Genomic DNA, 20,069 nt, shown 5'->3' with positions numbered 1-20,069 from the left:
AATCGTTCTATGACAGAAAAGGTGTACTAAACGCTTTCAATTCTATCGGTTAAATACATAAATTGCAACCTTTTTGCTTTTATTTTTTATATTTTCAGAATATTCAATCCTATCTACAAAATCAGAATAAAAACACCATTTCGCCCTATCCTTTTTTTATCGAGGATAATGACGAATGAAATTTTCAAAAAGAATGCCTTTTACGAATTCTGTGGAATAGAGCCTATCAAGTTCATCAATTAAATTTTGGTAATTGCTATAAGAGACCAAGTCATCGACCATCTCTTCTATGCCATCGAAATCCGATCCAAAACCAATTTGTTTTTCTCCACCTAAACTACAAATATGTTCAATATGATTGATAACGTCTTTTATGGACGCGGATTTACCTTGTGATAAAAATTGAGGAACAAATGTCACCCCAATAGTCCCATTCTTTTTTAGGAGAGCCTTTATTTGGCTGTCTTTCAGATTCCTTGGATGTGGGCATAAACGATAGGCGTTCGAATGGGAAGCAATCGGAAAGTCTGCTATTTCTATGGTGTCCCAAAACCCAGATTCCGATAGGTGGGAAAGATCGCACCATATCGACTGCACATTCAATAATCCCACCACATCCGTTCCAAATCGCGTTAGCCCGCCTCCTCTTTTTTCTAAAACTCCGTCGGCTACCAGATTGGCATAATTCCATGTTAATCCTACCGAAGTAACCCCCAATTGAAGGAGGGTTTTCATCTTTAATACATCATCCCCGATGCAATCACAGCCTTCTAATGTCAGCAAAGCTCCTATCTCTTTTTCCCCCAGTGAATCGATATCTTTCTTCGACCTTATAAATTTTATTTCAGGTTCAGCCAGGACTTTTTTGTGAAAAATTTCCACCATCGCCAAGGCAGCCTGAAATCTCATATCCGAGTGGACTTGTTCAGGAATGTATATCGCAAAGCATTGGACCTTTCCACCTGAATCCATAAGTTCACGCTTTGTAATATGTAACTTATCGCTGTCCACAAAGGAAATATCCGGATCTATAAACAATTTCATCAAAACATCACAATGCGCATCAAAAATCACCCATCCAATCCCCCTTCTCTACCTTTCTTATTCGTCACATACAAAAAATAACCTGCTCGCCATCCGACAAACAGGCATAAACTTATGAATTTATCTTGGTTCAACGATTAGCTTAATTGCCGTACGCTCTTCGCCATCAATGAGAATATCCGTAAAGGCAGGAATACAAATCAAGTCGACTCCACTAGGTGCGACAAATCCTCTTGCGATTGCTACTGCCTTAACGGCTTGATTTAACGCACCTGCACCAATTGCTTGAATTTCTGCGGTCCCTCTTTCTCTGAGAACCCCCGCCAGTGCGCCTGCTACAGAATTAGGATTAGATTTTGCTGAAACCTTTAATATTTCCATTCCTAGTCCTCCTTGTTTTCCCTGCCGATTATAACTTGGCTCAATAGTTATAACACTTTCCACTGCTACTATATTCAGCTAGTAAAACTTGTATGACAAAGAAAACCAGGATTGTCCAACAACAGATTTTAGATTCCCTATTAGGAGACCTTACTTAACTTTTTCCCTCATTGAATCTTTCTCGTAAAAATCACGTAGCTATTATAAAGAAAAATGGACAATCAGCCACGACTGATGTCCATTTAAGTTAGTTATAAAACGGGTTATCTTCGTTTATCAGTATTCGCTCAATGTTTACCGCCTTGCCTGACTTTTCATCAATATCTATTAATACAGCACTTAATAAAGAACGGCCAGCTTTAGGTACTTCAAATCGCACAGGGAGGCTCGTCAAGAACTTATGGATAACAGCCTCTCTATCCATTCCCAGAATGCCGTCATAAGGCCCTGTCATCCCTACGTCCGATACATAAGCTGTACCTTGTGGTAAAACCCGGTTATCAGCTGTTTGGACATGTGTATGTGTGCCTACCACCGCAGTCACCTTCCCATCAAGGTACCAGCCCATCGCCTGTTTTTCACTTGTAGCTTCACCATGGAAGTCGACAAAAATGATAGGTGTCCTTTTTTGGGCTTCCAGAACGAGCTCTTCCGCTTTTCGGAAAGGACAATCCAATGCTGGCATGAATGTCCGGGCCTGTAGATTGATGATAGCGACTTCCTGTTGATCTAGCGCTATATACTTCAGACCCTCACCCGGGGCACCCATGGGAAAGTTGGCTGGACGAACAAGATATTCCGCTTCATCAATAAACGAAAAAATATCTCGATTATCCCACGTATGATTTCCCATTGTTACGGCCTGCGCGCCCCACTCCAGAAAACTGCGGTAAATCTTTTCTGTAATTCCTCGGCCTCCTGCAGCATTTTCACCATTTATTACCGTGATGTGCGGCTGATATTTTTCTTTAAGTCTTGGGAGGTATTCTTTAACCATACCACGGCCCGGTGCCCCCACTACATCTCCTATAAATAACAATCTCATACTAAAACCCTTTCCTATATACATTTCACTTGTTTGGTATAACTGTTGAATGCACAGACATCCTCAAAAAAGTTCATACAAAAAATGAAAACGAAGTGGTTTTCACCACTTCGTTTTCCAAGCCAAATCATTTGGCATATTCTACCGCTCTTGTTTCACGGATTACTGTTACTTTTATATGACCTGGGTAATCAAGCTCTTCTTCAATCCGTTTCCGGATGTCACGAGCAAGTTTATGAGCCGAAAGATCATCTATTTGTTCTGGTTTCACTAGAATCCGCACTTCACGTCCGGCTTGAATCGCGAAGGATTTTTCCACTCCATCATAGGATTCGGATATCTCTTCAAGTTTTTCAAGTCTTCTAATGTAATTTTCCAGCGTTTCACTTCGTGCACCTGGTCTTGCAGCTGATAAGGCATCAGCGGCCGCTACAAGCACCGAAATAATGGATGTTGGCTCTGTGTCACCATGATGTGAAGCGATGCTGTTGATGACAGTTGGATGTTCCTTATACTTAGTCGCTAATTCAACGCCGATTTCAACGTGACTACCTTCCACTTCGTGGTCAATTGCTTTCCCAATATCATGTAATAAACCGGCACGGCGGGCAAGTACTTCGTCCTCACCAAGCTCAGCTGCCAATAATCCTGAAAGTTGGGCCACTTCAATAGAATGTTTCAGTACGTTTTGACCATAGCTTGTACGGAACTTCAAACGACCAAGAATCTTGATAAGATCTGGATGAAGCCCGTGAACACCCACTTCGAAAGTTGTTTGTTCACCAATTTCACGAATATGTTCATCTACCTCACGTCTTGCCTTATCAACCATTTCTTCAATACGAGCCGGATGAATCCGTCCGTCCTGAACTAGTTTTTCAAGAGCCAAACGTGCTGTTTCCCGTCGAATTGGATCAAATCCAGATAGGATGACTGCCTCAGGAGTATCATCAATGATAAGATCAATACCCGTTAGCGTTTCAAGTGTTCGGATATTTCGGCCCTCACGTCCGATTATCCGTCCCTTCATTTCATCATTTGGAAGATTCACTACAGAAACGGTGGTTTCTGCAACATGATCAGCCGCACAACGCTGAATGGCTAGAGATAAGACTTCTTTCGCCTTTTTATCAGCTTCTTCTTTGGCGCGGGTATCACTTTCTTTAATCATAACTGCTACATCATGAGCAAGCTCATTTTCTGTTCGATCTATAATGATCGATTTAGCTTCTTCACGAGTCAAACCAGAGACACGTTCAAGCTCCGTTTGTTGCTTACGTACCGTCTCGTCCACTTTGCTTTCCATCTCTTCAATATGCTGTTGTCTTTGGTTAAGAGACTCCTCTTTTCTCTCTAAAAGGCTTTCACGTTTATCCAACGTTTCATCCTTCCGATCAAGATTCTCTTCTCTTTGCAATAATCGATTTTCTTGTTTTTGTAATTCGTTCCTTCTTTCACGGGATTCCCGATCGGACTCAGAACGAACCTTGTGAATTTCATCTTTTGCTTCCAACAAGGCTTCTTTTTTAAGCGCTTCCGCTTCACGTTTTGCATCCTCAAGGATATGTTCAGCAGAGCCCTTTGCCCCTGCTATTTTACTCTCAAATTTTGATTTGTGAATAAAATAACCAACAACTGCACCGACGATTAGGCCAAGCAAAGTGAAGATGATTGTCATGGGTTCCATCGTTTCACCTCCCCTTGCTATGAACTTTTACATAAAATGTTGAACTGTCGGCAAGTACATTGCACATAAATTCAATATACAGCTCTTAATTTTCAAAATTTTAGTTTGAAAAATTGTAAAATATACATATTAATTGTATAGTTGAGAATTTTTATTGTCAAGCCTTTGTCCCTTATGTATCAAGGTTTATTCTCGTTTTATTACTATGCATAGCAATTATGTATCAGTTTAACATAATTGAGGGCTGCAAAACCGCTTTAATTTTTGCAATTTTTCCATTTCAACGATCTTAAGGAATATAGAAAAGGCCTAAGCATAATTAGCTTAGGTCCTTTCCTACCATCAATCAAGTAGTTCAAGATGCTCCTCTTCAGCCTCTTTCGGGAGCTCAAACTCTCCATCTAGATTATAATGGTCCCTGATTTTTTGTGAGATTTCCTTAGCGATGTCCTGATTTTCTTTCAAGAACAATTTCGCATTTTCCCTACCTTGTCCCACACGCTCATCATTGTATGAATACCACGAACCACTTTTTAGGACGATATCCAGGTCTGCACCCATATCAATGATTTCGCCTTCCTGTGAGATTCCCTGACCATACATGATATCGACTTCCGCTTGACGGAAAGGTGGAGCTACTTTATTTTTAACGACTTTAATCTTTGTTTTATTACCAACGATTTCATTACCTTGTTTTAATTGTTCAGCACGACGCACTTCAAGACGAACAGTCGAATAGAACTTCAAGGCACGACCACCCGGAGTCGTTTCTGGATTCCCAAACATAATCCCGATCTTTTCACGAATCTGGTTAATGAAAATCGCAATGGTATTTGATTTATTGATAGCACCAGAAAGTTTTCTAAGGGCCTGTGACATCATACGGGCTTGAAGACCCATATGGGAATCTCCCATTTCTCCTTCGATTTCCGCTTTAGGAACAAGTGCTGCTACGGAGTCGATAACAATAATATCCACCGCACCACTTCTCACTAACGCTTCCGCAATCTCAAGGGCTTGTTCACCAGTATCAGGCTGTGAAAGCAACAATTCATCAATATTCACGCCAAGTTTTTCAGAATATGCTGGATCCAAGGCATGCTCAGCATCAATAAATGCAGCTGTTCCGCCAGTCTTTTGCACCTCTGCTATTGCATGCAAGGCAACAGTCGTTTTACCTGAACTCTCCGGTCCGTATATCTCAATGACACGGCCTCTCGGATAGCCACCTACTCCCAATGCTACATCCAACGCTAGAGACCCACTCGAAATCGTTGAGATTCTTCGATCGGACTGTTCTCCAAGTTTCATTACAGAACCTTTACCAAATTGTTTCTCAATTTGTTTTAACGCCATATCTAAAGCCGCTTGACGATCACTACTCACTTAAGTTCCTCCTCTATATTCAAATAATCGGCAGTCCGATTAAAGATGTTCTTACGTTAGCCATTCTTTGAGGACAAGGTCAATATCTTGTCTCAAAATCTATCTTAACTATATACTCTTTTTGCTATTTTGCCAAGCAAAAAGTCGAACATTCATTCGTTTTTTTCTTTTGGTTAAATCTTCATGAAAAAGTATTTTGTCTACGTGATTTTATCTTTTTCTATAAGATATCCGCTAATAAAATGCCTTTTTATTGAATAAACTGTTTTCTTCTTTTCCCTAATTCGACAAAATGAAAACTTCTAAGACATAAAAAACAGAGCCTTTTGAGCTCTGCTTTTATGTCGCTTATAAACCCCGTAATAAATAATGGCAACCATATTTTACACTTCTTACTCGGTTTTGCGCCCTGCTTCCAGATAAATTCAACTCTTCAAAGCGAGTGTCCCCACCCCGTAAGGAAATGCCAATGAATACAGTACCCACTGGTTTCCCTTCTTGTTCATCGGGTCCTGCCACTCCAGTAAAACTGATACCTACATCTGCATCAAGCTTCTCCCGTACCTTAGAGGCCATTTCCATGGCACACTCTCCGCTCACGACGCCATGAGTTGAAATGGTTCCTTCGCTTACGCCTAGCACATCCGCCTTTGCATCGTTTGTATAGCTGACAATACCGCCTTTGAACACTTTTCCAGCACCTGGTATGGTCGTTAACTGTTCTTGAAACATTCCACCGGTCAAACTTTCCGCCGCCGCGATCGTTAGCTTACGGACCGTTAATTCTTTAACCAGTTCTTTTATCAGCGATGTATTATCACTTCCATAATAATATTGACCGACCCGACTAAGGATTTCCTTCTCCGCTCCCAAAATAAGCTCTTCACACTTTTCTTTAGACGATTCTTTTGCTGTAATCCTTAAAGTCACTTCCCCTTCAGCTGCAAGTGGGGCAATGGTTGGATTGGTTTGGTCTACGAGAAGATCTTCTATCACCGTTTCCAGCTCCGCTTCCCCTATTCCGTAGAAACGAAGAACCTTCGAATCAATTCGTTCATGCTTTTCAAGCCTTTTCATGATTGCTTCATATCCGTAGTTTAAGAACATCGGTTCCATTTCGCTTGGTGGACCAGGAAGCAGCATATATGTGATTCCCGATTTAGCCAAGACCATTCCGGGTGCCATGCCATGGTCGTTTGGCAATACATCACAGCCTTCCAAGACAAGAGCCTGCTTCTTATTATTTTCAGTCATTGGACGACCGCGCTTTTGAAAGTACGCTTCTATGGATTGTAGTGCATCCTCATCAAAAACGAGCTTTTTCCCAATGTGGCGAGAAATTGTCTCCTTCGTTAAATCATCCTTCGTTGGACCAAGGCCACCAGTAAAGACAATTAAGTTAGCCCGTGACTCAGCAATCTCTATGGCTTGTTGCAGACGACGGTCATTATCTCCGACGACAGTATGGTAAAAAACATTGACACCCATTTCAGCAAACTGTTGCGATAAAAACCTTCCGTTTGTATTGTTAATTTGCCCCAATAGAAGTTCAGAGCCTACTGCAATGATTTCTGCATCCATATCAACGACCCCTTCGTTACTTAGAATTAATGAAAGCTTGCTTGTTTTTCACAAAATAATCGGCCCCAGACCATATTGTAAAGATTAACGCAATCCATAGAGCGATATTGGCAAATGGAAGCGAAATAAAAGCAAAGGGCAGGTTATGAAGCAATAAAGCAGATATTGAGACAATTTGTGCCCATGTTTTAATTTTACCCAATTGGTTGGCCGCGACCACTTCACCCGTACCGGCTAAAACCAGGCGTAAACCAGTAACGGCAAATTCCCGACTGATAATGACGATGGCAATCCAGGACTGGCCATACATTAAATTTAAGTCAACTAAAACAATCAATGCTGCCGAAACAAGTAATTTATCGGCCAACGGGTCTAAAAACTTCCCTAAATCAGTAACCAAATTATATTTTCTTGCAAAATGACCATCAATCCAATCCGTAGTAGAAGCTATGATGAAAAGTATAGCCCCCGCTAGATGCGCCACCGGCAATGTATACTCTCCCCAAGTAAGTGTTCCCCAAGAAAAAGGTACGAGCATGATGATTAAAAAAACTGGAATTAGACAGATTCTTGCTACTGTAATCTTATTAGGCAGATTCAAACTTTTAACCTCCAAAATATACGCTTGCTTTTAGGCAATGCGCTTTCCATCATTGTAATGTGGCCAATGGCCAGGTTTACCTATGTATAATTTACCTCAAAATCATTGATATATGCCGGTTTAACATGGACATTTTCCATATAGAAAAGAGAAAAATAGTCATCTAAGAGATGACTATTCCGCTTTCGTAAATTGTATCGTAACCAATTGCGTAGTCATATCATTGGGTGAAATAGTATACTCAAGCTTTTCATCATTGACAAAAATTTCCGTTTCGTTTGCTCTACCAATATTAATGACAGCTTCTTTTTCTTCAGTAAAATCTATTTCCTCACTTTCATTTTCCTTGATTGTCCCTTGGAAAAGTAATTTCCCTTCACCATTTGTAATACCTACCCATGGCGAACCTTTAGAGGAAACTTTCAATTTGAAAGTATCCGAACCTTTTAACTCATACGTACTATTTTTACCGCTAGAACTGACAACAGTCAAATCCTGCTCAATCTTTTCTTCTTCTTTTTCTTCTTCTACAGCATTGTCTTTATCCTTTTTATTAGCTATATCTGTTTCTTCTTTCTGGTCTTTATCTACTTTTTCTTCTTTTTCGTTAAACTCATTACTTTCGTTATATCCAACCACTTCATTCGGTTTATCGCTCTTTTTATCATTGTCATTGGACTTACTCATACTATTGGAAACCAACACCCAAATCAATATAGCGACACCAATTACCACGATCACACCTAGGATTTTAGGCAACATCTCTACAAATTTGGAGTCTTTTGCCGGAATCGTCTTACGGGTTTGAACCCTTGAAAGCTGTTCAGGCAGTTCCTCGCTATAGACAGATGGCACGTCGCTCTTGAACTCCTCGAATATTTCATCAGGGTCCAGACCTACAGCTTCACAATATTGCTTGATGAATGCCCGCACATAAAACTTTCCGGGCATCATACTATAATTTCCCTCTTCAATCCCTACAAGATACCGCTTTTGAATCTTTGTCAGTTCCTGTAAATCATCAAGGGTAAGCCCTTTGGCTTCCCTAGTTTCTTTTAATCGATTACCTAATTCAGTCAAATAAAACACCTGCCATTTTAAAAGTCAAAGGATCCAAATTCCGAACCAGAAAACTGATCTTTTTGGTCCACAACTTCATATGTAATTTCTTCTTCTGGATTGTTTCTTAGTTCAATAATATAATCAAAGTCTTCGAGCGTATACTCCGTATTTTGAACAAACACATCTGGATGTTCAATGACTTTGACAGCATCAAGCCTCATTATTTCACGGATAAGCTGCCAATGTCTCTCATTGGCGCGACGGGTTGATACAATTCCGTCTAGAATAAACAAATTATCATTATTGTACTCATCCTCGATAAGTTGACTGCGAATCGTCTGCTTTAGAAGGGTAGATGACACAAACAACCATCTTTTATTCGCACAAACGCTTGATGCAACTATCGATTCGGTCTTTCCGACTCGGGGCATTCCTCGAATACCGATTAACTTGTGACCTTCTTGTTTGAATAGTTCGGCCATAAAGTCCACCAGTAAGCCCAATTCATCACGAACAAATCTGAATGTGTTTTTTTCATCAGCATCACGTTGTATATAACGGCCATGTCTGACCGCAAGCCGATCGCGTAATTTGGGTTCTCTAAGTTTAATGACCTTTATCGTATCCATCGTATGGAGAATGGACTCAAATCTCTCTATATTTCGGCTGTCGTTTGCCCTTAAAAGCAAACCTCGCCTGCCTTGGTCGACACCGTTAATAGTGATGATATTAATGGATAGCATACCCAGCAAAGATGATATGTCCCCTAATAAACCTGGACGGTTAACTTGAATTTCATATTCAAAATACCATTCTTTTTTCTCCACGATAACACTCCTTAAGCCTAGAAGCTTTTATCCAACCATCGAGTATTACTTATCCGTCATACTATTTCATCTTCTTTACTTTTAAATTATTACTGTCTAGATTCTATAATATAGTATTTCTTGATAAGTTAAAAGGAAAAACCCTATAAAAAATCTCCATTTTCATTGAAGGATAGCGGAATATTTTATATAACCAAGATAAAGGCCCCATTACAAGGGTAATGGGGCCTTTATCTTCACATATTTACTTTGTTCCGTTGTTCTCGACTAACTTGACCATTACATTTGCCATTGCTTGTTTTTCCTCATCGCTCGCAACGGACCAAAGATCAGCTAGCACTTTTTCTTGGTCGTTTTGGGGCTCAACCTGCTTAGCTAAGTAATCACCGATTTCGAAAGCCAAGCTATTTACTGTCTCATCATTCAACCCTTGGCGTTCACCCTCATTAAGACGATCTCCCAAGAAATTTTTCCATTGATCCCAATTGTCTAATACAGACATGTGTGGTCACCCTTTCCTTCAAAATAGTACAAGTATATTTTGTGAAGGAAACGATGAAATTATGCATCTTAAAAAATTTTATTCAAGTATACCAACCGCCATTTACACCAAGGATTTGCCCGGTTATATAAGAAGCCTTATCTGAAAGTAAATAGGAAACGGCTTCCGCCACTTCCTTGGCACTCCCCATCCTGCCCATTGGGATGTCGCCTTTAATGATTTCCAAATCCTCCGCACTAAAAGATTCCAGCATGGAAGTTGAAATCGCGCCAGGGGCGACGGCGTTTACACGAAGTCCATTTAATGATACTTCTTTGCTTAATGCCTTGATAAAGGCATTTTGCCCTCCCTTGACCATCGAATAAAGCACTTCACATGAAGCACCCGTCTGACCCCAGATGGATGTAACTGCGACGATGGCCGCCTTTTCTTGATACATTAATTTAGGCAACAATTCCTTGGTTAATTGAAAAGGGCTGGTCACATGTAACTGAACCATTTCATTGACAATCTGCTCAGTCATGTCTGATATGAGTCCATAATAACTATTCCCGCTATTAAGGACGATGGCATGAAGAGCAAATATATTTTCCACCAATTTTTTGTAACCATCCCCGGTAGACAAATCTGCCTGAATCGGGATGAGTTCGACCTGAAATGGACGAAGTTGTTCAATTAGATCATGAATGGCTTCCTCATTGCTATTGTAATGTAAATAAAGTGAATAATTTTCTTCCGCAAGTTTTAAAGCAATTTCCCTGCCGATTCCTCCACTAGCTCCCGTTATAAGGGCAAAACGCTTTTCCACTTTCATGCCCCCTCTATATGTTATTTAGGAAGTACCTCACAGACCGTCATCCGCTCAACGGAGATTAGATCCTTGGCAATCTGTTCGATGTCTTCCATTTTAAGTTTTTCCAAAACTGCTACCACATCGAATAATTTCATCTCATTGAATGCATACCGCGTAAATTGGTTGGCAATATATTCGGGTGAATTCAGTGAGCGAAGGAAAGAACCAATTTTTTTCTTAATTGTTCTTTGCAAACTTTCTTCACTTAAACCAGTACCTTTTTTAGAATTCTCCAGGATTTCCAACAAAGACTTTGTTAATTTTTCAGGATTGGCCGTGTCTCCACCAATTAAAGCGAAACCAAACCCTTGTTCCTGGGTATAATCATACGAGAAGCTTTGATCAATCAATCCCTCCTCATACAGGCCTTCATGAAGGGATGAACTTTTCCCGAACAGCATTTCTAAGTATATATTCGTTGCCAGTTCCCGCTTCAAAAGTTGTTCGCCTGTTTGAAAAACATCGGTGGCCTTGATTCCAATCATCACTTTCGGTGTTTGAACATTCATTTTTAAAATATTCTTATCCTTAGCTACTGTATCGGGCTCCTTTTCGAATCTCCGTTCGATTTCCGGTTGTTCCCGGTAGTCTTTACCGTTTTGATTATCCCGTATCTGCTTCATCGTTTTCTCCACATCCACTGGTCCTACAACGAATAATAGCATGTTGCTTGGATGATAGAACGTATTGTAACAATCATAAAGCATGTCTTTCGTAATATCTGCGATTGATTCGACTGTGCCTGCGATGTCGATCTTCACAGGATGGTGATGGTACATGTTCGCAATCGTACCAAAATATAAACGCCAATCAGGGTTGTCATCATACATATTAATTTCTTGTCCTATAATGCCTTTTTCCTTCTCGACGGTCTTCTCGGAGAAATAAGGTTCTTGGACGAAGTCTATTAATGTGGTTAAGTTCCTTTCAAAATCCGATGTGCTCGAAAAAAGATAAGCCGTCCTTGTAAACGATGTGAAGGCATTGGCGGACGCACCCTGCTTAGAGAATTGTTGAAACACGTCTCCGTCTTCTTTTTCAAATAATTTATGCTCTAAGAAATGGGCAATTCCATCCGGTACTTTTGTAAATCCTTCTTGGTTCAATGGTTTGAAATGGCTGTCAACTGAACCGTACTTTGTCGTAAACGTGGCGAATGATTTGTTAAACTCTTTTTTTGGAAGAATATATACCTCTAATCCATTCTCCATTTTTTCATGATAGAGCTCTTCTTTTAATTGGGCGAATTCAATTTTTTCCATTATTCTTGCACCTCCGTTCCAGATAGGAAGTAAATTGTATCTAGCTCAATCTTTTGGCCAACTTTGATAATATCTTCCTTGGTTGTCTGTTCCGTTTTTTCAAACCATTCATCAAGTGAGATATCTTTCCCCGATAGAACATTATGATAGAGGATTTCGACTAATCCCCTTGATACATCAATGGTTTCTAGAAGTTGATTTTTAATGACAGCTTTTGTTTGCTCCAATTCTTCTTCCGAAAAATTCCCTTGCTTCATTTCCTTCATTTGTTCATGAATGATATCTATCGCCTGCTTATAGTTAGCATTTTCGATGCCAGCCATCACCATTAGAAGTCCCTTATGACTTTCAAGTCTTGAGGCAGCATAATAAGCCAGGCTTGCTTTTTCCCTGACATTGATGAAAAGTTTTGAATGTGAAAAACCGCCAAAAATCCCATTAAACAGCTGGAGGGCATAATAGTCGGGATTTCCATATGAAATATGCGTCCGATACCCCATATTCAACTTCCCTTGTTTCACATCAGCATTCTCAATGATTTCTTGTTCTTTCTCAACTTTTCCCCCTATATTTCTTTGAAGTCGGGCCGGAACCCGTTCCGGAAGGGAAATATATCGGTCAGCCAGCTTCTCCACTTCTGACTCATCAATATCACCAATGACATACAGATCGATATCATCCTGAGCCAGCATTTTTTCATAAAAAGCATAAAGTGATTGTGGAGTAATGGTCTCCAGGTCTTCTAAATTGCCACTGGCCTCCAAAGCATATGGCTCATTTTTACACATTTCCTCGACAAGACGAGTAGCGGAGTATCTCATTTTATCATCATAGATTGACTGAATACGTTGCCTTAATGACCTGATTTCATTGGTAACAGTCTTGGCATCAAAAGCCTCTCCATTTGTTTTGGGATGAAAGATCACTTCAGAAAGCAACGCAAAAGCTTTTTCCAGAAGGGGGGTCGGGTCGCTTAAGAACTTTTCGTTGACGATATCAATGGTAAAGCTCACGACTTGATATTCCCCTTTTTTTGCCACATCGACGTAAAAGCCCGCTCCATATAGATCATCCAAATAAGACCGAAGCTCGGGCGTAGTTGGGAATTTACTTGTACTGCTTTGAAGCACATATGGCAATAAAGCACGGTATGTAACGGAATCTTTAGTCAGTGGAGCTTTCATTTTCAACACGAGCGTGTTTGTTTTATATTTATCCGTATGGACAATATGCAGCTTATATCCGCTTTTTTCTGTAACTGTGTCGGATGCAATAGACATGGATTAATCCTCCTCGATATGGAATGCATTCTTAATTAAGTTATTGTTTGTAGATACGTAATCTTTTAAACATCTCCTTAAAATATACATGTCAAAGGAAAATTCATGCAAGTTGGAGGTACTTTTTTTGTAAAAGTTCCAACTTAACTATCTTTACTCTGTCCCTGACATGAAAAAAACGGTCAGCATTATAATAGCTGACCGTCAAACTTTTATCTATTTCCTTTGATATACGGCTGACCAGATGCCTTAGGTGCATCTGCGCGACCGATGAATCCAGTTAATGCGATAATTGTTAGAACATAAGGCGCAATTAATAGATAGACAGATGGTATGTCTTTAAAGAATGGTAAGCTTGATCCCACAATACTCAAGCTTTGAGCCAGTCCAAAGAATAAGGCGGCTCCCATAGCCCCGATTGGGTGCCACTTACCAAATATCATGGCCGCAATAGCCATGAACCCTTGACCATTGATGGTCGCATGGTTGAATTCATTAGAAAAGATGGTCGCATATATTGCTCCGCCGATTCCCCCAAAAGCACCTGAAAGAAGAACGCCTGCATACCGAATTTTTGTAACGTTGACACCCATCGTATCAGCGGCCATCGGGTGCTCCCCTACAGCCCGGATTCGTAAGCCGAACGGCGTTTTATAAAGGATATACCATACGACAAATGAAATTAAAATAGCGATATAGACGATATAGTATCCATTCGAGAAGAAGATTGGACCGATGAATGGGATATCGCTTAATAATGGGACATCAATCCTCGGGAATGTTTCCGTAATACGATCTGTTTGTCCTTTATCATAAATCAGCTTGACTAAAAACATCGTGAGCCCGACTGCCAATAAGTTGATGGCGACCCCACTAACCGTTTGGTCCGCCCTGAATGTGATCGACGCAACGGCATGGAGAACCGAAAATAACAATCCGGCAACCATAGCGGCTAAAACTGCCAGCCACGGAGTCCAAGCGCCAAATGTTTCGGCAAAGGTTAAGTTAAATACAATCCCGGTGAAAGCACCAATGACCATTAATCCTTCTAACCCAATATTGATGACGCCAGCCCGTTCAGAAAATACTCCGCCGAGTGCCGTGAATATAAGCGGAGCAGCTAGAGCGATCATTGATGGTACAATAATTTGTAAAACTTGATAAAAGTCCACTTATTTCACCCCTTTCTTAAAACGATTGGCAATCCAACGAATAAAGTAACTGGATGCTACGAAGAAGATGATCAATGCAATGACAATGTCTACAATTTCACTAGGTATGCCTGTTTCAAGTGGCATGTTCAATGCCCCGGCTTTTAGTCCACCGAATAATAAGGCTGCCAACACAACACCGATGGCCGTATTCGCTCCGAGTAACGCGACTGCGATACCATCAAATCCCATACCTGTGAATCCGCCTTTTACGGCAGCATATCCGAATGTACCCAATCCTTCCATCGCTCCAGCAAGACCAGCGAATGCACCTGAAATGACCATGGATAGGATAATGTTCTTATTGACGCTCATCCCTGCGTACTCAGATGCATGCTGATTAAATCCAACCGCTTTCAATTCAAAACCGGTTTTGGTTTTTTCTAAAATGAACCACATGATGATCACACATATGATGGCTACGACAATTCCCCAGTGCATCCGGGAATAATCGGTCATACTTTCAAAGAAAGGTGAACGAAGAGAAGCAGAATCAGCAATTCTCTCTGTTTTATCTAGCTTGTCCGTCAATACGTTCCGGATTAAATAGTTCGTTACATATAAGGCCGTATAATTTAGCATGATAGAAACGATTACTTCGTGTACACGAAATTTCGCTTTTAAATACCCCGGGATAAAGGCCCACAGAGCTCCTGCAGCGGCCCCTGCTAAAATCGCTAAAGGTAAATGAATGATCCCAGGAAGTTCAAAAGCAATTCCTACCCATACTGCAGCCAGCCAGCCTACGATTAATTGTCCTTCAACACCGATATTGAATAGACCCGTACGAAAAGCAAAAGCGACCGCCAAACCGGTAAGGATATAAGGGATGATCGTCCTGACTGATTCTCCCACATAATAAGAATCCCCAACAATGCCGCCAAGCATGGAACCATATCCTGCAATTGGATCATATCCACTGACCAACATGATGATAGCCCCTACAATTAAACCGAGGATGACGGCAATCACCGGGTTTAGTAATTTGGATAAATATTTAGATACAAATTTCATGATTTTGTCTTTAGTCATGTTGTTTCTCACCTGCTCCCGTCCGTTTACTGCCAGCCATAAGAAGCCCAAGTTCCTGTTCTGTCGTTTCTTTAGGATTGACAATGGCCACGATTTCTCCCTCGTATATAACAGCAATTCTATCGCTCACATTCATGATTTCATCCAGTTCGAATGAGATGAGAAGTACCGCCTTGCCCGCATCACGTTGTTCAATCAAACGTTTATGAATAAATTCAATCGCTCCAACATCGAGTCCTCGAGTGGGCTGTGCGGCAATCAATAAATCCGGGTTTCTATCAACTTCCCGGCCGATGATTGCTTTCTGCTGGTTTCCTCCCGATAGAGCCCTTGCAGGTGTATACTCACTTGGTGTACGAACATCATAAGATTTAATTAAAGAACGGGCTTTTTCGAATATTTTTCTTGAATTCAAGATTCCACCTTTGGAAAATGGCTGTTGATAATACGTTTGCAGGACAATGTTTTCCCCAATGCTATAATCGAGGACCAAGCCATGCTTATGACGGTCTTCCGGGATATGTCCTACCCCTGATTCCGTAATTTTCCGTGGTTTTAGATTCCGGATTTCCTTGCCATTCAATTGAATGCTACCAGCTGTCGTTTTCCTTAAGCCGGCCAAAGCCTCAATGAGTTCGGATTGACCATTGCCATCCACTCCTGCGATCCCGACGATTTCTCCAGCACGGACGGTTAAATCCAGGTTCCTTACGGCTGAAACTCCCCTGGCATCCTTCACTTCAAGTCCTTTTACATCTAAAACGACATCCGTTGGGGTACCTTCCGTTTTTTCCGTTTTAAATAGGACTTCCCGGCCAACCATTAAACTAGCTAGTTCATTGGGGTTTGTTTCACTGACAGTAACCGTCCCGATTCCTTGTCCTTTACGGATGACTGTCACACGATCACAAACTTCCATGATTTCCTTAAGTTTGTGGGTGATCAAAATGATAGATTTCCCTTCTCTAACGAGCGCCTTCATAATCGTTATCAGCTCTTTAATCTCTTGAGGGGTCAATACGGCCGTAGGTTCATCGAATATGAGAATCTCTGCCCCACGGTAGAGTGTTTTCAAAATTTCGACACGTTGTTGCATCCCTATCGAAATGTCGGCAATTTTCGCATGAGGGTCAACACGAAGCTGGTATTGTTCCGATAGTTTCCGAACTTCTTCACTCGCCTCTTTTAAATCAATTTTCCCAGCCTTTGAAGGTTCTTTTCCCAAAATGATATTTTCAGTGACAGTAAAAGGATCAACAAGCATAAAATGCTGATGCACCATCCCGATTCCTAAATCATTTGCAATATTCGGACTTGTGATTTTATGGGGCTCTCCATTCACTCGAATTTCCCCTTGTTCTGGTTGGTAAAGACCAAACAGAACATTCATCAATGTCGATTTTCCGGCACCATTTTCACCCAATAATGCGTGAATCTCCCCTTTTTTCACTTGAAGGGTTACATTATCATTAGCGACGATTCCAGGAAACTCCTTTCGGATGTTCAGCATCTCAATTACATAATCCACGTATAATCAACCCCTAAATGAGTGTATATGAAACTTAACTAGAAGATTGGCTTATCCCTACCTTATTAGAAAAAACCAAATGAGAAACTATGAATCTTTCATAGTCTTTCATTCATTTTTTTCCACCAGCGTTTTTGGGGAAAAGAAGGAATAGGAAAATGTTCCCTACTCCCTCTCGATCTTTCTGATTATAATTCTTCTTGGAATTTTTTGAATTCATCATCCGTGCCAGGAACCACTAAATCACCTGACTTGATTTTCGCAGTCCATTCTTCTACTGCTTTTAAAGATTCTTCAGAAACATTGTCTTTCGATTCTGAAATGCCTACACCATTCTCTTCGATACCATATTCAATGGTTTCTCCACCAGGGAATTTTCCATCCTTCGCTTTTGTAGAAAGGTCTTTAACCGCAATATCAACGCGTTTGATCATGGATGTTAATGTAACATTTTCATCTGTTCCTGGAACATCTCCCAGTTTAACTTGATCACTATCCACACCAATTACATAAATTTCTCTCTTAGGATCTTTTTGTTTTTGTTCCACTGCTTCAGTGAATACACCTTTACCCGTACCGCCAGCAGCATGATAAATGATATCTGCTCCTGAAGAGTACATAGACCCAGCAGTAGATTTACCGATATCAGCCTTATTGAAATCACCGGCATACTTGACTTCTACTTTTGCTTTCGGGTTTACTGCCAATACACCAGCTTTGAATCCGATTTCGAATTTTTTGATTAATTCGGATTCAACTCCGCCGATAAAACCGACTTTGTTCGTTTTCGTTTGAAGTCCAGCTATAACCCCAACCAAGAAGGAACCTTGCTGTTCTTTGAAATTAATACTTGCAACATTCGGTTTATCCACAACAGTATCAACGATAGCAAAATGTGAATCAGGACGTTGGTCAGCTACTTCTTCAACTGACTCTGCTAATAAGAAACCAATGGCATAAATCAAACTGTAATCTTCACGGACAAGCGTATTCAAGTTCTTTGCATAGTCAGCATCCGATTTCGATTGCAGGTAATTGTATCCATCCTTACCTTTTTTTAAGTTATTTTCTTTCCCGAAGTCCTGAATTCCTACCCAAGCGGATTGGTTGAAAGACTCATCATCAACTCCACCCGTATCGGTCACCATCGCTACTGTGAAATTATCTTTCTTGTCTTTCCCAGTAGAAGATTCTTTATCATCGTCCTCTGAATTACCACAAGCCCCCAATAATGTACCAGCAGCAAGAACAAGCGAAAGAGCTAAACCCAATTTACGCTTTTTCATTTTTTTTCCTCCTAAGATTGATGGTTTGAGCAGGAATGTTCTGAAAAGTCATTCATGTTTGCGTTTTCAATGGTCCGCAAAAAAACGAAACGGTTAACGGTGCGCCATAGTGGAAACAAACGTTTGCATTCATCCTTATGTAAGGGACTATGCCTACACCCGTTTCCGAAGGACATGAAAACTGAACATATTGGCTTTAAAGTAGTTAACAGAATACAAGATAGGCTGGTCCCAGTCATCCAGATGCATCTGCTTTAGAACGAGCAAGGCAGCTTCAGGCGTACATTTAAGGATAGGAGAAACCTTCTCATGGTATCCGATAGGCTCTATTTCAGCTACGGCATGGGTGATTTTCCTATCAGCGTCCCTTTCCAATATATCAAAAAGAGACTCATCATTACGGTCGAAATTCACCGAGAGAATAGATTCAGGAATTTTATCGATACAGTAGATGACAGGCTCACCATTCGCTGTTCTTACACGTTCAATAATCACGATGCGTTCATCCGGTGTACATGAAAACCTGCGGATATCCTCTTCTGTTGGTTCTTGAGTCGTCGAACTTAAGAAAAACGTCCCCGGCTTCATCCCTGCCTCCTCAATCATATCCGTGACACTTTTTAGTTGCTCGATACCTGAAGTGAACCGTGGCTTAGGATTGACAAAGGTTCCGACTCCATGGCGGCGAATGATGATATTTTCTTCTTCTAAAATTCGCAGTGCTTCACGAAGCGTCGCTCTACTCACTCCTAGCTTTTTTGCAAGATCGAATTCAGAAGGAAATTTTTCATTTTCCTTGTAAACTCCTGATTCAATATCTTGCTTCAGGTAATCAATGACCTGCAAATATAAATGTCGACTATCTGATTTAATAGACATACAGTTTCCCCCAGCTTGTTTCTTAAGACATCAGACATCTGATGTTGAATCATTCCTACTAATCGAAAATAATATAACATTTTTTCAACTATAAATAAATAGAGTTTTACTAATTAACTGAAAAGAATTTAGTAGAATATACCCCCCTATTTTCTTCCACGTAGTAAAAACGTTGCAAATCTTACGATTATTTGCCCTAATCCAACTATTGGTCATGGGTAAAATTCTTATTGCGAAAATGACACTGCTTTCTTTCCAAGAATCCGTTTTGCTGTATAATAGAACTTATCTTCTTTGAAGGGATGATCGAATTATGTTAAACATTACAGAATATACCGTAGAAAAATTGACCGACCCATTCGGAATCTTATCCGGAGACCGCTTTGAATACTTTTTAGATATTGAAGTTCCGGAAGAGGACGAACTCTTTTCAGAGAACGGTTTATATATCCGGGTTTTATTTGTTGTCGAAGAACAGAATGGCAGACTTGTTAAATATGACATTCTAGAAAAAGGCAGCGATCAACTGTTTGATTTCGAGTTAGAAGATGAAGAAGTAGCCATGATTACTGCCTTCTGCCTAGAGCATCTAGACGAAGCGACAGTAAATTAAAAAATACCG

General features: G+C 40.5%; 19 protein-coding genes. 1 reads left to right on the top strand and 18 read right to left on the bottom strand.

Annotated features, from left to right (window positions below; translation table 11 throughout):
- Nucleotides 1–156: 156 nt before the first annotated feature.
- From ACQKIC_RS10445 to ACQKIC_RS10360, 18 genes are all read right to left on the bottom strand, one after another.
- Nucleotides 157–1,074 (bottom strand): dipeptidase, encoded by a 918-nt coding sequence (locus tag ACQKIC_RS10445; protein WP_427591145.1) that lies wholly within the window; start codon nucleotides 1,072–1,074, stop codon nucleotides 157–159.
- Nucleotides 1,075–1,164: 90 nt separating this feature from the next.
- Complete coding sequence (gene spoVS / locus ACQKIC_RS10440) at nucleotides 1,165–1,425, bottom strand: stage V sporulation protein SpoVS (RefSeq protein WP_191095538.1); 261 nt, start codon at nucleotides 1,423–1,425, stop codon at nucleotides 1,165–1,167.
- A 247-nt stretch (nucleotides 1,426–1,672) separates the two neighbouring features.
- Nucleotides 1,673–2,470, bottom strand: coding sequence for a TIGR00282 family metallophosphoesterase (locus tag ACQKIC_RS10435; protein ID WP_402956361.1), 798 nt, complete (start codon nucleotides 2,468–2,470; stop codon nucleotides 1,673–1,675).
- 127 nt (nucleotides 2,471–2,597) lie between these two features.
- Nucleotides 2,598–4,157 (bottom strand): ribonuclease Y, encoded by a 1,560-nt coding sequence (gene rny, locus ACQKIC_RS10430; protein ID WP_402868463.1) that lies wholly within the window; start codon nucleotides 4,155–4,157, stop codon nucleotides 2,598–2,600.
- Between the two features lie 342 nt (nucleotides 4,158–4,499).
- The gene (gene recA / locus ACQKIC_RS10425) at nucleotides 4,500–5,543 is read right to left on the bottom strand and encodes a recombinase RecA (protein WP_402868461.1); all 1,044 of its coding nucleotides are present in this window, start codon (nucleotides 5,541–5,543) and stop codon (nucleotides 4,500–4,502) included.
- 348 nt (nucleotides 5,544–5,891) lie between these two features.
- Nucleotides 5,892–7,124 (bottom strand): competence/damage-inducible protein A, encoded by a 1,233-nt coding sequence (locus ACQKIC_RS10420; protein WP_402987995.1) that lies wholly within the window; start codon nucleotides 7,122–7,124, stop codon nucleotides 5,892–5,894.
- Between the two features lie 16 nt (nucleotides 7,125–7,140).
- Nucleotides 7,141–7,725: a CDP-diacylglycerol--glycerol-3-phosphate 3-phosphatidyltransferase gene (pgsA, locus tag ACQKIC_RS10415; RefSeq protein WP_402956357.1), complete on the bottom strand. Its 585-nt coding sequence runs from the start codon at nucleotides 7,723–7,725 to the stop codon at nucleotides 7,141–7,143.
- Between the two features lie 174 nt (nucleotides 7,726–7,899).
- Nucleotides 7,900–8,814 carry a RodZ domain-containing protein gene (locus tag ACQKIC_RS10410; protein WP_427591142.1) on the bottom strand — a complete coding sequence of 305 codons (915 nt, stop codon included), beginning with the start codon at nucleotides 8,812–8,814 and terminating at the stop codon, nucleotides 7,900–7,902.
- Nucleotides 8,815–8,822: 8 nt separating this feature from the next.
- On the bottom strand, nucleotides 8,823–9,614 hold the full coding sequence (locus tag ACQKIC_RS10405) for a DUF3388 domain-containing protein (RefSeq protein WP_402868453.1): 792 nt from the start codon (nucleotides 9,612–9,614) through the stop codon (nucleotides 8,823–8,825).
- A gap of 244 nt (nucleotides 9,615–9,858) precedes the next feature.
- Nucleotides 9,859–10,116 (bottom strand): DUF3243 domain-containing protein, encoded by a 258-nt coding sequence (locus ACQKIC_RS10400; protein ID WP_402868451.1) that lies wholly within the window; start codon nucleotides 10,114–10,116, stop codon nucleotides 9,859–9,861.
- Nucleotides 10,117–10,198: 82 nt separating this feature from the next.
- Nucleotides 10,199–10,930 (bottom strand): elongation factor P 5-aminopentanone reductase, encoded by a 732-nt coding sequence (gene ymfI / locus ACQKIC_RS10395; RefSeq protein ID WP_402987989.1) that lies wholly within the window; start codon nucleotides 10,928–10,930, stop codon nucleotides 10,199–10,201.
- A gap of 14 nt (nucleotides 10,931–10,944) precedes the next feature.
- The gene (gene yfmH / locus ACQKIC_RS10390; protein WP_427591141.1) at nucleotides 10,945–12,231 is read right to left on the bottom strand and encodes an EF-P 5-aminopentanol modification-associated protein YfmH; all 1,287 of its coding nucleotides are present in this window, start codon (nucleotides 12,229–12,231) and stop codon (nucleotides 10,945–10,947) included.
- The gene (gene yfmF / locus ACQKIC_RS10385) at nucleotides 12,231–13,511 is read right to left on the bottom strand and encodes an EF-P 5-aminopentanol modification-associated protein YfmF (protein ID WP_427591140.1); all 1,281 of its coding nucleotides are present in this window, start codon (nucleotides 13,509–13,511) and stop codon (nucleotides 12,231–12,233) included. Before yfmF ends, yfmH begins: the two co-directional genes overlap by 1 nt.
- 212 nt (nucleotides 13,512–13,723) lie before the next feature.
- Complete coding sequence (locus ACQKIC_RS10380; protein ID WP_402987978.1) at nucleotides 13,724–14,683, bottom strand: ABC transporter permease; 960 nt, start codon at nucleotides 14,681–14,683, stop codon at nucleotides 13,724–13,726.
- A complete protein-coding gene (locus tag ACQKIC_RS10375) occupies nucleotides 14,684–15,754 on the bottom strand; it encodes an ABC transporter permease (protein WP_402987972.1) in 1,071 nt (356 codons plus the stop codon).
- Complete coding sequence (locus tag ACQKIC_RS10370) at nucleotides 15,747–17,282, bottom strand: ABC transporter ATP-binding protein (RefSeq protein ID WP_402987964.1); 1,536 nt, start codon at nucleotides 17,280–17,282, stop codon at nucleotides 15,747–15,749. The genes ACQKIC_RS10375 and ACQKIC_RS10370 overlap by 8 nt, the downstream gene beginning before the upstream one ends.
- 188 nt (nucleotides 17,283–17,470) lie before the next feature.
- Nucleotides 17,471–18,568, bottom strand: coding sequence for a BMP family lipoprotein (locus ACQKIC_RS10365; protein WP_402868437.1), 1,098 nt, complete (start codon nucleotides 18,566–18,568; stop codon nucleotides 17,471–17,473).
- 153 nt (nucleotides 18,569–18,721) lie between these two features.
- Nucleotides 18,722–19,447: a GntR family transcriptional regulator gene (locus ACQKIC_RS10360; RefSeq protein WP_402868435.1), complete on the bottom strand. Its 726-nt coding sequence runs from the start codon at nucleotides 19,445–19,447 to the stop codon at nucleotides 18,722–18,724.
- A 313-nt stretch (nucleotides 19,448–19,760) separates the two neighbouring features.
- Between ACQKIC_RS10360 and ACQKIC_RS10355 the strand changes: the two genes are divergently transcribed.
- The gene (locus ACQKIC_RS10355) at nucleotides 19,761–20,060 is read left to right on the top strand and encodes a DUF6509 family protein (protein ID WP_402868433.1); all 300 of its coding nucleotides are present in this window, start codon (nucleotides 19,761–19,763) and stop codon (nucleotides 20,058–20,060) included.
- Nucleotides 20,061–20,069 lie beyond the last annotated feature (9 nt).

The sequence above is a fragment of the Peribacillus sp. NPDC046944 genome, assembly GCF_050272735.1.
Taxonomy (GTDB): Bacteria; Bacillota; Bacilli; order Bacillales; family DSM-1321; genus Peribacillus.
This window is presented reverse-complemented; position numbering and strand designations above follow the sequence as displayed.